This window comes from Pseudomonas sp. HR1 (genome assembly GCF_030175875.1).
Lineage (GTDB): Bacteria > Pseudomonadota > Gammaproteobacteria > Pseudomonadales > Pseudomonadaceae > Chryseomonas > Chryseomonas oryzihabitans.
This window is the reverse complement of sequence record NZ_JASNRF010000001.1, coordinates 1,015,459-1,028,590: the sequence shown is the minus strand read 5'-3', so window position 1 is coordinate 1,028,590 and position 13,132 is coordinate 1,015,459. Positions and strand designations below refer to the sequence as shown.

The following is a 13,132-nucleotide window of genomic DNA, read 5'->3' as shown; positions in this document are numbered from 1 at the left end:
CCAGCACCGTTCGGTCGGTGCGCGGCTGACAGGCGCCGGGCTTTGCCGGAAGCTGCCAGGACCTCAAGGGAGCGCCTAAGCCAGGGAGTCAGGCGATGAATTCGCGCGATCAGCGCCAGCATACCCGTACCCCGCTCAAGTGCCGGCTGTGGATCGCCTATCCGGATGGCGAGATCGTCGGCGAGACCCGCGACCTGTCCGATGGCGGCGTCTATGTGGTGCACCCCGAGCTAACCCGGCTGCCGCAGGGCACCCGCGTGGTCGGCCAGGTGCTCGACCTGCCGATCGAAGCGCCCAAGGTGACCATGGAAGTCATGCGCACCGATGGTGACGGCGCGGGCCTCAGATTCCTGCGCGATCAGGACTGAGCGCGGCGCGCCAGGCGCTTGAGAAACACCGTCATCTCCTTTTCCGCCTGCTTGTCGCCCCTGGCCTGCGCCGCCTGCAGGCCCTGGGTCCAGGCCGCCTCGGCGCTGGCCAGGTCGCCACTCCCCTCATGGGCCTTGCCCAGCAGTTTCCAGGCCGCCGAATAGGCCGGATCGAATTCGACGCAGCGCGCCAGGTGCTCGATCGCCCGGGCGGGTTCTCCGGCATCCAGATAGCCCTTGCCCAGACCGAATCTGAGCAGGGCGTTGTCCTGGCCGCGGGCGAGCATCTTCTCCAGGGATTCGAGCATGGCGAGGTCTCCTACTTGGCGATCTTGATCAGCTTGCAGTAGTAGAAGCCGTCATGGCCGTCGGGCTGCGGCAGGAGCTGGCGACCATGGGGCTGGGCAAGGCCCCAGGTAGCGGGGATGTCCAGTTCGCGGGCGCCAGGGGTGCGGGCGAGAAAGGCGGCGAGGTTGCTGCTGTTTTCTTCCGGTAGCACCGAACAGGTGGCGTAGACCAGGATGCCGCCCACCTCCAGCGTCGGCCAGAGGGCGTCCAGCAACTCGCCCTGCAGCTGCACCAGGGGCGCGATGTCGCTGGCCTGGCGGGTCAGCTTGATGTCCGGATGGCGGCGGATTACCCCGGTGGCGCTGCAGGGGGCGTCCAGCAGGATGCGCTGGAAGGGCGTGCCGTCCCACCAGTCGGCCACGGCACGGCCATCGGCAGCCAGGGTGCGCGCGGTGAGGCCCAGACGCGCCAGATTCTGCTCGACCCGCTGCAGGCGGCCGGCATCGGCGTCTAGCGCCACCACCTCGGCCAGCCCCGACTCACGTTCCAGCAGATGGCAGGTCTTGCCTCCGGGCGCGGCGCAGGCGTCCAGCACCCGCTGGCCGGGCGCCAGTTCCAGCAGTTCGGCCGCCAGCTGCGCGGCTTCGTCCTGCACGCTCAAGCGACCCGCGGCAAAACCCGGCAAGGCGGTGACGTCCTGGGGCTGCAGCAGGCGGATGCCATCGGCGCTGAAGGCGCAGGGCACGGCCTCGATACCGGCGGCGGCCAGCTCGGCCAGATAGGCATCGCGACTGCCCTGGCGGCGATTGACCCTGAGGATCAGCGGCGGGTGCAGGTTGTTGGCCGTGGCGATGGCTTCCCAGTGCTCCGGCCAGCGCGCCTTGAGGGCTTTCTGCAGCCAGCGCGGATGGGCCAGGCGCGCCGCCGGGTCATGCTCCAGGGCCGGCAGCAGGCTGTCGTATTCGCGCTGGGCGCGGCGCAGCACGGCATTGAGCAGGCCCTTGGCCGAGGATTTCTTCAGCTTGTCGACGCAGCCCACCGTCTCGCCGATGGCGGCGTGGGCGGGGATGCGCGTGTGGAACAGCTGGTAGAGCCCGATCAGCAGCAGGGCTTCGAGATCGCGGTCGCCGGCCTTGAAGGGTTTCTGCAGGAGCTTTTCCGCCAGCAGCGACAGGCGCGGCTGCCAGCGGGCGGTGCCGAAGGCGAGATCCTGGGCCAGGGCGCGGTCACGCGGATCGACCTTGGCCAGTTGCTCGGGCAGGCTGCTGCCCAGGGAGGCGCGGCCGGCGAGGACCGCCGCCAGGGCGCGGGTAGCTGCCAGCCGCGGATTCATAGACCCAGCACCTGACCGGGGGCGAAGCGCTCGCGACGGGCGTTGTAGAGATCGGCGAAGCCCAGCGGCTTGCCCCCGGGCAGCTGCAGCCGGGTCAGGCGCAGGGCGCCTTCGCCGCAGGCGACCAGCAGGCCGGAGCGATCGGCATCCAGCACCATGCCGGGAACGCCCTGCCCTGCGGCCAGCTCCGCGGCCCAGATCTTGAGGGGTTCGCCGGCCAGGGCGGTGTGGCACAGCGGCCAGGGATCGAAGGCGCGGATACGGCGCTCCAGTTCCACCGCCGGACGGCCCCAGTCCAGCCGGGCCTCGTCCTTGTTGAGCTTGTGCGCATAGGTGGCCAGGTCATCGTCCTGCACCTCGCCCGCCAGGCTGCCGTCGGCCAGACCCGGCAGCGCCTGGACCACGGCGGCGGCGCCCAGGCTGGCCAGGCGATCGTGCAGGCTGCCGCCGGTATCGTCGGCGGTCAGCGGTGTGCTCACCTTGCTCAGCATGGGACCGGTATCCAGACCGGCTTCCATGCGCATCACGGTGACCCCGGATTCGGCATCGCCGGCCTCCAGGGCGCGCTGGATGGGCGCCGCGCCGCGCCAGCGCGGCAGCAGCGAGGCATGGCTGTTGATGCAGCCCAGGCGCGGGATGTCGAGCACCGCCTGGGGCAGGATCAGGCCGTAGGCCACCACCACCAGCAGATCGGGTTCCAGCGCCGCCAGGGTGGCCTGGGCCGCGGGATCGCGCAGGGTCGGCGGCTGCTGCACGGGAATGCCGTGGCTCAGCGCCAGCTGCTTGACCGGACTCATGGCCAGTTTCTGGCCACGCCCGGCGGGGCGATCCGGCTGGGTATAGACGGCGGCGATGGGATAACCGGCATCGATCAGCGCCTGCAGGTGCACGGCGGCGAATTCCGGGGTTCCGGCGAAGACGAGGCGAAGGGATCTGGACATGGCGGACCTGGCGGAAAGGGCGAGCGGCGGACGCCGAAGACGCCGTCCGCCAGGGCGATCAGGCCTTGTGGCGCTGCTGCTTTTCGAGCTTCTTCTTGATGCGATCGCGCTTGAGCGGCGACAGGTAGTCGACGAACAGCTTGCCGTCGAGGTGATCGATCTCGTGCTGGATGCACACCGCCAGCAGGCCGTCGCATTCCAGCTCGAAGGGCTTGCCGTCGCGATCCAGGGCCTTGACCCGGACGCGCTCGGGGCGGCAGACCTTTTCGTAGAAGCCGGGAATCGACAGGCAGCCTTCCTGATACTCGCCCAGTTCCTGGGTGAGCGGCTCGGCCTCGGGATTGATGAAGACCAGCGGCTCGCTCTTGTCTTCGCTGACGTCGATCACCACCAGGCGGCGATGCACGTTGACCTGGGTGGCGGCCAGACCGATGCCGGGCGCTTCGTACATGGTCTCGAACATGTCGTCGATGGTCTGGCGCAGGGCGTCGTCCACCGTGTCGATGGGCTTGGCGACGGTGCGCAGGCGGGGATCGGGGAATTCGAGGATGTCTAGGATCGCCATGGCGTTGAGGGCACTTGTGGAATACAGTCAAGGGGCGCTGCTAAGATGCCGCAGCGTTGTTTCCACCCGGCTCGGGCTGGTCCCGAGTGGTGGATGACGTCGGTCGACGGGGATGAGCGCCTGCGCTGCCCGGTGCCGACAAAGGTGGCGATCAGGGCACGACTGGGGCGATTCCCCGACGTTTGCGTGAAGACGGTTCTTCAAGGCCAAGAGTGTAAAGGGATTCGACGCATGAGGAAATCTTTGTTCGCCCTGCTGCTGGTTGCAGGGGGCGCCCTGCAGTCGGCGTACGCAGCGGTCACCCTGCGTCAGGATCACCCGGAAAGCTACACCGTGGTTCGCGGCGATACCCTCTGGGACATCTCCGCCAGATTCCTCAGCAAACCCTGGGAATGGCCGGAGATCTGGCAGGCCAATCCGCAGATCAAGAATCCCCATCTCATCTATCCCGGCGACACCCTGGTGCTGAGCTATGTCGACGGTCAGCCGCGCCTGCAGCTCAACCGCGGCGCCTCGCGCGGCACGGTCAAGCTGTCGCCCACGGTGCGCAGCACGCCCATCGCCGAAGCCATCCCGGCCATTCCGCTGGAAGCGGTCAATAGCTTTCTGCTGCAGAATCGCGCCATCGATTCGGCCGAACAGTTCCAGGCGGCGCCCTATGTGGTGGCCGGCAACGCCGAGCGGGTGGTGAGCGGCGCCGGCGATCGCATCTATGTGCGCGGCAAGCTGCAGCCGGGGGTCTCGGCCTATGGCATCTACCGCCAGGGCAAGACCTATGTCGATCCCAAGACCGGTGCCTTCCTCGGCATCAACGGCGACTTCATCGGCAGCGCCGATCTGGTCGCCCAGGAGGGCGACATCGCCACCCTGCGCCTGACGCGCACCACCCAGGAAGTGCGCCTGGGCGACCGGCTGTTCCCCACCGAGGAGCGGCTGGTGAACTCCACCTTCATGCCCAGCGCCCCGGCCCGCGACATCAACGGCCTGATCCTCGATGTGCCGCGTGGCGTCACCCAGGTCGGCCAGTTCGATGTGGTGACCCTCAACAAGGGTGCTCGTGACGGCCTGGCCGAGGGCAACGTGCTGGCGGTCTACAAGACCGGCGAGACGGTGCGTGATCGCATCACCGGCGAGCTGGTGAAGATCCCCGACGAGCGCGCCGGCCTGCTGATGGTCTTTCGCACCTACGACAAGATCAGCTACGGCCTGGTCCTGACCGCCACCCGCCAGCTGGCGATCATGGACAAGGTGCGCAACCCCTAACCCCTCGCGGGTCGCCAGGACGGCGACCGGCCACCCTCAAGGACGACACCATGGCCAGCTTCTCCCCTGCCGAGCTGGACGCTCGGCTGCGCCTGCACGCACTCCCCGAACTCGGCGCCGTGCGCCAGCGCCTGCTGCTGGACGCCTTTGGCAGCGCCAGCGCCGCCCTCAGTGCCCCGGCCTCCGCCTGGCGCGCCCTGCGCCTGCCGGCGGTGGCCGCGGAGGCCCGCCGCAGTCCCGCCACCCGCGAACGGGTCGACCAGGCCCTTGCCTGGCTGGACGGCCCCGAACGCCACCTGCTCTGCCTGGGCGACGAGCGCTATCCGGCGCTGCTCGCCGAGATCGCCGATCCACCCCCGCTGCTGTTCGTCGAAGGACGGGTCGGGTTGCTCGAACGACCGCAACTGGCCCTGGTCGGCAGTCGTCAGGCCAGCGCCCAGGGGCTGGACAATGCCCGGCGTTTCGCCCACAGCCTGGCCGCGGCCGGCTTCTGCATCACCAGTGGCCTGGCGCTGGGCATCGATGGCGCGGCGCACCAGGGCGCCCTGGAGGCCGGCGGCGGCACGGTCGCCGTGCTCGGCACCGGTCTGCGGCAGCTCTATCCGCGCTGGCACCTGGGGCTCGCCCGGCGCCTGCTGGCCGAAGGCGGCGTGCTGGTCTCGGAGTTGCCACTGGACTGCACGCCCCAGGCCGGCAACTTTCCACGGCGCAACCGGATCATCAGCGGTCTCAGCCTGGGTACCCTGGTGGTGGAGGCCAGTCCTTCCAGCGGTTCGCTGATCACCGCGCGCCTGGCCGCCGAACAGGGCCGCGAGGTGTTCGCCCTGCCCGGCTCCATTCATCATCCCGGGGCCCGCGGCTGTCACCAGCTGATCCGCGAGGGCGCGCAGCTGGTGGAGGGCGTTGAACACATTCTCGAAGCCCTGCAGGGCTGGCGCAGCCTGGCCCCGCTCGCTACCACCGCGGCGGTCGAGGAGCATCCCCTGTTGCGTCAGCTGGCCGCCGGACCGCTCAACAGCGAAGAACTGGCGCGGCTCTGCGAGCTGTCGCTGCCGGAGGTGCTGGTCCAGCTGACCGAACTGGAGCTGGAAGGCCGGATCGTGGCGCAGCAGGGCAGCTGGTGTCGCCTCGGCTAGCGGGGGATGACTGGCATCGGCGGCGCGCTCGGGTAGACTTCAGGGATTTGGCGGAGGCAAGGCGATGCACAACAGCTGGCGAGTGCGGCAGGCGGCGCGAATCGTGCGCGAGGGGGGCGTCCTGGCCTACCCCACCGAGGCCGTCTGGGGCCTGGGCTGCGATCCCTGGGATCAGGCCGCGGTCTATCGCCTGCTGATGCTCAAGCATCGGCCCATGGAAAAGGGTCTGATCCTGGTGGCCGACAACATCCGCCAGTTCGACTTCCTGCTGCACGATCTGCCGGAAGAGTCCCTGGCCAAGCTGGCCAGCACCTGGCCGGGGCCCAACACCTGGCTGGTGCCGCACCACAATCGCCTGCCCGGCTGGGTGACCGGCGCCCACGCCACCGTGGCGCTGCGGGTCTCCGAGCATCCCCTGGTGGGCGAACTCTGCGCCCTGACCGGGCCGCTGATCTCCACCTCGGCCAATCCCGCCGGTCGCCCGGCCGCCCGCACGCGGTTGCGGGTTCAGCAATACTTTCCCAAGGGCCTCGACGGCATCCTCACGGGTGAACTGGGCGGGCGCAAAAATCCCAGCGTGATTCGCGACCTGGTGACCGGCAAGGTCTTCCGACCCTAGGTCAGTCCAGCAGCTGGCGCAGCAACCGCGCCAGGGCATCGATCTGGAACGGCTTGGCCAGCGAGGGCTCGCCGTTCGGCGTCGGGCGCTCGGCGTGACCGCTGACGAACAGCACCGGCAGCTCCGGCCAGCGCTCGCGCAGGCGTCCTGCCAGCTCGGCGCCGTCGAGATCCGGCAGGCCGAGATCGGTGATCAGCAGGTCACAGGGCAGGTCGCCGTCGACCAGGGTGAGCGCCGCCGAGGCACTGGCCGCGGTGCGCACGCGATAGCCCAGCTCGGTGAGCATCTCGCGCAGCAGCAGCCGCACCGAGACATCGTCCTCCACCAGCAGCAGGCGTTCGCCCCGACTCTGGGCGATGGCCGCCTGGGGCGTCGCGCTCGCCGCCGGCCGCTCGGGCTGGGCACAGGGTAGCCAGAGACTTACCCGGGTGCCACTGCCCAATTCGCTCTCCAGGGTCACGTGGCCACCGGACTGCTTGATGAAGCCATAGAGCATCGACAGGCCCAGGCCGGTGCCCTGGCCGATGGGCTTGGTGGTGAAGAAGGGATCGAAGGCGCGGTCCACCACCTCGGCGGGCATGCCGCTGCCGGTGTCGGCGATGGTCAGACGCACATAGTCGCCCGGCGGCAGGTCGTGTTCGGCGGCCAGGTCGGTGAGGTGATCGAGGGCGGTTTCCAGGGTCAGCTGGCCGCCCTCGGGCATGGCGTCGCGGGCGTTGATCACCAGATTCAGCAGGGCGTTTTCCAGCTGGTTGGTGTCGGTGCGCGCCGGCGGTAGTTGCAGCGCGAGGCTGCTGCGCAGGCTGATGCGTTCGCCCAGGGTGCGCTGGAAGAGTTCTTCCAGGGACAGGATCAGGTCGTTGACGTCCACCGGCCGCGGGTCGAGGGTCTGCCGGCGCGCGAAGGCCAGCAGCCGATGGGTCAGGGCCGCGGCGCGGGTGGCGGATTGCTCGGCGGTGTCCAGGTAGCGCTGCAGGTTGTCGTGACGACCCTGGTCGAGACGCCGGCGCAGCAACTCCAGGGAACCGCTGATACCGGTGAGCAGGTTGTTGAAGTCGTGGGCGATGCCACCGGTGAGATGGCCGATGGCTTCCATCTTCTGCGCCTGGCGCAGGGCGGCTTCGGCATTCTGCAGGGCCAGGGCGGCATCGTGCTCGACGGTGACGTCGCGGCCGAAGACATAGATGCGTCCGTCGTGATCGGCGGTGGCCTTCCACATCATGTGGCGCCAGGCGCCGTCGCGGGTGCGCAGGCGCCCGGGCAGATCGCTGAGCACCTCGCCGTGGCGCAGGGCGGCCAGACGCGGAAACACCGGTGGATCGTCCGGATGCTCCAGCGAGGTCGGCGGCTGGTGGCGCAATTCCTCGTCGTCCCATCCCAGGGTGCGGCCCCAGGCGGGATTGCGGCTGAGCCAGCGCTGTCCCTGGATGACGCCGAGCAGGTCGTCGGCCACGCGCCACATGCGGTCACGCTCGACGGTGCGCTCGTGGACCCGCTGTTCAAGCAATTCGGCCAGGCGTCGCAGGCGGTGCTCGGCCATGCGGATCTCGCTGACGTCGGTGTGCACGCCCACCCATTCGCAGACCACGCCGTTCTCCCGCACCGGCAGGGCGCGCACGCTGAAGGTGCGCCACTGGCCGTCGCGACAGCGCAGGCGGTGTTCGTCGTGGAAGTCCACCTGCTGCTGCACCGCCAGGCGCCAGCGACGCAGGGTGCGAGGTGCATCTTCGGGGTGCAGGGCATCGGCCCAGCCGTCCTGCTGATACTGGGCATAGCTCTGCCCGGTCAGGGTGCTCCAGGCGAGTTGTTCGCCAAGCAGATGGCCCTGGGCATTGGTGGTCCAGACCACCCCCTGCACCGCCTCCACGGCATTGCGGAAGCGCTGGTTGGACAGGTGCAGCGCGGCTTCGGCCTGCTTGCGCTGGGTGAGATCGACCACCACCAGGCTTACCGACAGTTCCTGGCCGATTTCCGATTGCAGCGGCGAGCCATGCAGACTGACCCAGACCACCGAACCGTCGGGGCGCAGGAAACGCTGGTCCAGCTTGAAGCTGTCGCCGCGCTCGCGCAGGGTATCGAAATGGCGCTCCAGGACGGCCCGATCCTCGGGATGGGTCTGGGCCTGCAGGGTCTGTTCCAGCACCCCCACCTCGTTGCGATCGAGCAATTCGCAATAGCGGCGATTGGCGAGCAGGATGCGCCCGCGGGCGTCGGTCTGGCAGATGCCGACCGCCGCCTGGTTGATCAGGCTGGCCAGGCGCGCGCTGTGTTCGCGCAGGGCGGTTTCCGCATCGACCCGCTGCTGGACGTCATCGAACAGGGTGACCGAGGCGATCACCTCGCCGGTGGCCGAGCGGACCGGTGCGCTGGATACTTCCAGCAGCCGGATGCTGCCGTCGGGTCGCCGATAGCGCATCAACTCGGGCGCCACCGACTGGCCGCTGCGCAGCACCCGTACCGTGGGATAGTCGTCCACCGCATAGGGCTGGCCATTGGCGTGCAGGGCGCCGATGGCGCCATAGCGCTCGTCCAGCGTCTCGCCGGCCGGACGCTTGCCCAGGAGGATGTCGACCCGGTCGTTGAGCATCACCGCTTCTTCGCTGCCGGCCTCGGTGATGGAGATGCCCAGGGGTGCCTGCTGCAGCACGCTGGCCAACAGGCCCTGTTCCAGCGACAGGCGCCGTTCGAGGTGTCGGGCCTGATCCTGGGTCTGCTGCCGCACCAGCAGGGCACCCAGCAGCAGGGCCAACTGATCCAGCAGCAGCCGGGTGTCCGCCTCGACGGCGCTGCCTAGCTGCAGATAGCCCAGGTGCTGAGTGGCCGGGCCGAATGGGATGAGCAACTGACCCGCCGGCGGACTGCCGGCCTCGGCCACGGACAGCAGCCGCGCCTGGGGATCGTCGGCCAGGTCGCGCAGGGCCTGGGTGGCGCACAGCCGCAGGGCGGCGAGATCCGTGGTGCCGCTGAGACGCCGTGACCATTCGCCGAGCGCCTGCAGGCGTTGCGGCAGGTCGCGCTCGGCGCTGCGCCGGGCGGCGAACCGGGCCCGGCTCGCCGGGGCCTGCCAGACGTGCAGCAGCCAGCCCACGGGGACATCCGCCCGGCGCAGCGGCACCAGGTGCAGGTCGAGGCGTACCAGGTGACCGTCGCGGTGGCGCAGGCCCTGGGTCTGGCAGCGTTCGAGGGCAGTCAGCCAGCCGTCGGCCGGCGGCTCGGGGAGCAGCAGGCCGACGATGGATTCACCGAGCCAGTCCTGCGCCGTCCAGCCCAGCAGCCGGGCGACGGCCGGGCACCACTGCCCGATCCGCCCGTCGGCGGTCAGGGTGATCAGCGCCGTGTCCGTGGCGGTGTCGAGCAGGCTGGCGAGGGGGCTGGAGATAGGCATGACAAGGGCAGCGATCCGGCCGATTCTTGAAAGAACGTCAAGGCCGTGACGACCTGACTGTCCGACATAGACCGGCGTTTACCCCCGTCGTGCCGCCTGGCTGCAGGAAACTTAATGGCCGTCACGATTTCCCGGCCAGGCGTGCGGGCGTTTTGCCTCAGGGCAGCAGGATGGTCGAGCCGCTGGTCTCACGACCCGACAGCGCCCGATGCGCCTCCTGCACCTCGGCCAGTGGATAGCGCCGACCGATGTCCACCTGGATGCGGCCATCGGTGATCAGCTCGAACAGCTGATCGGCCATGTCCTGCAGGGCCTCGGGCGAGGCGGCGTAGGTGGCCAGGGTCGGCCGGGTGACATAGAGCGAGCCTTTCTGCGAGAGGATCCCCAGGTTGACCCCGGTGACCGCGCCGGAGGCGTTGCCGAAGCTGACCATCAGGCCGCGGGGCGCCAGACAGTCCAGCGACATCTCCCAGGTGTCCTTGCCGACGCCGTCGTAGACCACCGGCACCTTGGCCCCATCGGTCAATTCGCGGACCCGCGCCGGGACGTCTTCCTGGCGATAGTCGATCACCGCCCAGGCGCCCAGCGCCTTGGCTTTTTCCAGCTTTTCCGGCGAGCCGGCGGTACCGATCAGGCGCACGCCCAGGGCCTTGGCCCACTGGCAGGCCAGGGAGCCGACGCCGCCGGCCGCGGCATGGAACAGCACGGTGTCGCCGGCCTGCAGCGGATAGGTCTGGCGCAGCAGGTACTGCACCGTCAGCCCCTTGAGCATGACCGCGGCGCCCTGCTCGAAGGACACCGCTTCCGGCAGGTGCACCAGATGCCGCTCGGGCAGCACATGGACCTCGGCATAGGCGCCCAGCGGGCCGGTGGCATAGGCCACGCGGTCGCCGGCCTTGAAGCGGGTGACCGCACTGCCGACCGCTTCCACCACCCCGGCGCCCTCGGTGCCCAGGCCGGAGGGCAGCGACGGCGGCGGATAGAGGCCGCTGCGGTAGTAGGTCTCGATGAAGTTGAGGCCGATGGCATGGTTGCGCACCTGCACCTCGTCGGGGCCGGGCGCGGCGGGTTCGAAATCCACAAGTTCGAGTACTTCGGGACCACCGGTGCGACTGAACTGGATGCGCTGGGCCATGCTTGAGTATCTCCTGGTTGGAGCCCTTGGCCGGGCTCTCTTGGGGTGAGCCTTCATCCAAGCCGCAACCGCGGGCCGCGTCAACCGGTCGGATACGGGTGTTATGCTCTCCGCCCTCCCCGCCTGTTGTGGAAATCCTTGCGATGAATCCCTCCCTGGAGGCCGTCAAGGCCTATCTGCTCGCTCTGCAGGAGCGCATCTGCGCCGCACTGGAAGCCGAGGATGGCGCCGCCGCTTTCGTCGAAGACGCCTGGACCCGGCCGACCGGCGGTGGTGGCCGCACCCGGGTGATCGCCGAGGGCGCCCTGCTGGAAAAGGGCGGCGTGAATTTCTCCCATGTGCATGGCGACAGCCTGCCGCCCTCGGCCAGCGCCCATCGCCCGGAACTGGCCGGGCGCAGCTTCGAGGCCATGGGCGTCTCCCTGGTGATGCACCCGCGCAATCCCCATATCCCCACCGCCCATGCCAACGTGCGCTTCTTCCTGGCCGAAAAGCCCGGCGAGGCGCCGGTCTGGTGGTTCGGCGGCGGTCTCGACCTCACCCCCTACTACGGCAACGAGGCCGACTGCGTGCACTGGCACCAGGTCTGCCATGACGCCTGCGCGCCCTTCGGCGCCGACGTCTATCCGCGCTACAAGGCCTGGTGCGACCGCTATTTCCACCTCAAGCACCGTGGCGAGCCGCGCGGCATCGGCGGCCTGTTCTTCGATGACCTGAACGAGTGGGACTTCGAGACCTGCTTCGCCTTCCAGCGCGCCATCGGCGATGCCTTCGTCGACGCCTACCTGCCCATCGTCCAGCGTCGCCGCCACCAGCCGTACAGCGAGGCCGAGCGGGAATTCCAGGCCTATCGCCGTGGCCGCTACGTGGAATTCAACCTGGTCTATGACCGCGGTACCCTGTTCGGCCTGCAATCCGGCGGGCGCACCGAGTCCATCCTCATGTCGCTGCCGCCCGAGGTGCGCTGGGGCTATGACTGGAAACCCGTGCCCGGCTCGCCGGAAGCGCGCCTGACCGACTTCTTTCTCACCGACCGCGACTGGCTCGCGCTCGCCCCGACGCCTGCAGGATAGACCCATGGATCGCTACGCCGTCTTCGGCAATCCCATCGCCCACAGCAAGTCGCCGCTGATCCACAGCCTGTTCGCCGACCAGACCGGCCAGCGCCTGCACTACGGGACGCTGCTGGCGCCGCTGGACGGCTTCAGCGAAAGCGCCCGCAGCTTCTTCCAGAGCGGCCTGGGCGCCAATGTCACGGTGCCCTTCAAGGAAGAGGCCTACCAGCTGTGCGATGAACTCACCCCGCGTGCGCGCCGCGCCGGGGCGGTGAACACCCTCAAGCGCCAGGCCAACGGTCGCCTGCTCGGCGACAACACCGACGGCGCCGGGCTGGTGCGGGATCTCACGGTCAACGCCGGTCTGCAGCTGGCCGGTCAGCGCGTCCTGGTGCTGGGCGCCGGCGGCGCCGTACGCGGCGTGCTGGAGCCCTTGCTGGCCTGCAATCCCGGGCAACTGGTGCTGGCCAATCGCACCGAACTCAAGGCGGTGCAACTGGCGCGGGAATTCGCCGAACTGGGGACGATCGAGGTGGCGGCTTTCTCCACCCTGAGAGCGCCCTTCGACGTCATCATCAACGGCACCTCGGCCAGTCTCGGGGGCGGTCGCCCACCGCTGTCGGAAGCGGTGATCGGCCCGCAGACGGTGACCTACGACATGATGTACGGCAAGGACCTCACCCCCTTCAACCGCTGGGCCCTGGACGAGGGTGCCTTCCACACCCTGGACGGTCTGGGAATGCTGGTGGAACAGGCCGCCGAGGCCTTCGAACTCTGGCGCGGCGTGCGCCCCGACAGCGCGCCGGTGCTGGCGGAGTTAAGGCGGCAGCTGGGGTGAGGGGCAAGGCGTGGCTTGTTGGGCGAGGGCCATACTGGACATGCCAAGGCCGCCGTTGCTAGGGGCTCGAATCGCGGCCATGGGGCCGCTCCTACGGGATATATAACCGCTGTAGGAGCGGCCCATGGCCGCGATGAGACAGCACAGCAGCGCACGCAGTTAGGAGCAGCCGTATCGGCGGACAGCCATGGCCGCGATTGAGAGTC

At 69.1% G+C, this 13,132-nt stretch carries 11 protein-coding genes and 3 pseudogenes; 6 read left to right on the top strand and 8 right to left on the bottom strand.

The window, feature by feature from the left end; all coding sequences use genetic code 11:
• Positions 1 to 95 precede the first annotated feature (95 nt).
• Positions 96 to 368 carry a PilZ domain-containing protein gene (locus QKY98_RS04660; protein WP_007160145.1) on the top strand — a complete coding sequence of 91 codons (273 nt, stop codon included), beginning with the start codon at positions 96 to 98 and terminating at the stop codon, positions 366 to 368.
• On the opposite strand, the gene QKY98_RS04655 is transcribed toward QKY98_RS04660, so the two are convergent.
• From QKY98_RS04655 to def, 4 genes are read right to left on the bottom strand one after another with little or no spacing between them, the layout of a single operon-like run.
• Entirely contained in the window at positions 359 to 676 is a 318-nt protein-coding gene (locus QKY98_RS04655) for a tetratricopeptide repeat protein (RefSeq protein WP_007160146.1), read from the bottom strand. The genes QKY98_RS04660 and QKY98_RS04655 overlap by 10 nt on opposite strands.
• A gap of 11 nt (positions 677 to 687) precedes the next feature.
• A complete protein-coding gene (gene rsmB, locus QKY98_RS04650) occupies positions 688 to 1,989 on the bottom strand; it encodes a 16S rRNA (cytosine(967)-C(5))-methyltransferase RsmB (protein ID WP_284670421.1) in 1,302 nt (433 codons plus the stop codon).
• Positions 1,986 to 2,930 carry a methionyl-tRNA formyltransferase gene (gene fmt / locus QKY98_RS04645; RefSeq protein WP_284670420.1) on the bottom strand — a complete coding sequence of 315 codons (945 nt, stop codon included), beginning with the start codon at positions 2,928 to 2,930 and terminating at the stop codon, positions 1,986 to 1,988. Before fmt ends, rsmB begins: the two co-directional genes overlap by 4 nt.
• A gap of 58 nt (positions 2,931 to 2,988) precedes the next feature.
• Complete coding sequence (gene def / locus QKY98_RS04640; protein WP_007160149.1) at positions 2,989 to 3,495, bottom strand: peptide deformylase; 507 nt, start codon at positions 3,493 to 3,495, stop codon at positions 2,989 to 2,991.
• 231 nt (positions 3,496 to 3,726) lie between these two features.
• Between def and QKY98_RS04635 the strand changes: the two genes are divergently transcribed.
• The 3 genes from QKY98_RS04635 (at position 3,727) to tsaC (ending at position 6,513) form a co-directional block, all read left to right on the top strand.
• The gene (locus QKY98_RS04635) at positions 3,727 to 4,758 is read left to right on the top strand and encodes a LysM peptidoglycan-binding domain-containing protein (protein WP_044341237.1); all 1,032 of its coding nucleotides are present in this window, start codon (positions 3,727 to 3,729) and stop codon (positions 4,756 to 4,758) included.
• Positions 4,759 to 4,808: 50 nt separating this feature from the next.
• Positions 4,809 to 5,894, top strand: coding sequence for a DNA-processing protein DprA (gene dprA, locus QKY98_RS04630; RefSeq protein WP_284670419.1), 1,086 nt, complete (start codon positions 4,809 to 4,811; stop codon positions 5,892 to 5,894).
• A 64-nt stretch (positions 5,895 to 5,958) separates the two neighbouring features.
• Positions 5,959 to 6,513, top strand: a complete 555-nt coding sequence (tsaC, locus tag QKY98_RS04625) for an L-threonylcarbamoyladenylate synthase type 1 TsaC (RefSeq protein WP_027600512.1) — start codon at positions 5,959 to 5,961, stop codon at positions 6,511 to 6,513.
• 1 nt (position 6,514) lies between these two features.
• On the opposite strand, the pseudogene QKY98_RS23910 reads toward tsaC, so the two are convergent.
• From QKY98_RS23910 to QKY98_RS04615, 4 genes and pseudogenes are all read right to left on the bottom strand, one after another.
• Positions 6,515 to 6,832: pseudogene (locus QKY98_RS23910) on the bottom strand (response regulator); the annotation flags it as partial.
• 141 nt (positions 6,833 to 6,973) lie between these two features.
• Positions 6,974 to 7,213: pseudogene (locus QKY98_RS23905) on the bottom strand (ATP-binding protein); the annotation flags it as partial.
• Between the two features lie 201 nt (positions 7,214 to 7,414).
• Positions 7,415 to 9,898: pseudogene (locus QKY98_RS04620) on the bottom strand (PAS domain S-box protein); the annotation flags it as partial.
• A 157-nt stretch (positions 9,899 to 10,055) separates the two neighbouring features.
• A complete protein-coding gene (locus QKY98_RS04615) occupies positions 10,056 to 11,033 on the bottom strand; it encodes an NADPH:quinone reductase (protein ID WP_027598738.1) in 978 nt (325 codons plus the stop codon).
• Positions 11,034 to 11,176: 143 nt separating this feature from the next.
• On the opposite strand from QKY98_RS04615, the gene hemF reads away from it, so the two are divergent.
• Together hemF and aroE are read left to right on the top strand one after the other, a co-directional pair.
• Complete coding sequence (gene hemF / locus QKY98_RS04610; protein WP_044341233.1) at positions 11,177 to 12,106, top strand: oxygen-dependent coproporphyrinogen oxidase; 930 nt, start codon at positions 11,177 to 11,179, stop codon at positions 12,104 to 12,106.
• Between the two features lie 4 nt (positions 12,107 to 12,110).
• Entirely contained in the window at positions 12,111 to 12,926 is an 816-nt protein-coding gene (gene aroE, locus QKY98_RS04605; RefSeq protein WP_027600514.1) for a shikimate dehydrogenase, read from the top strand.
• Positions 12,927 to 13,132: the final 206 nt, after the last annotated feature.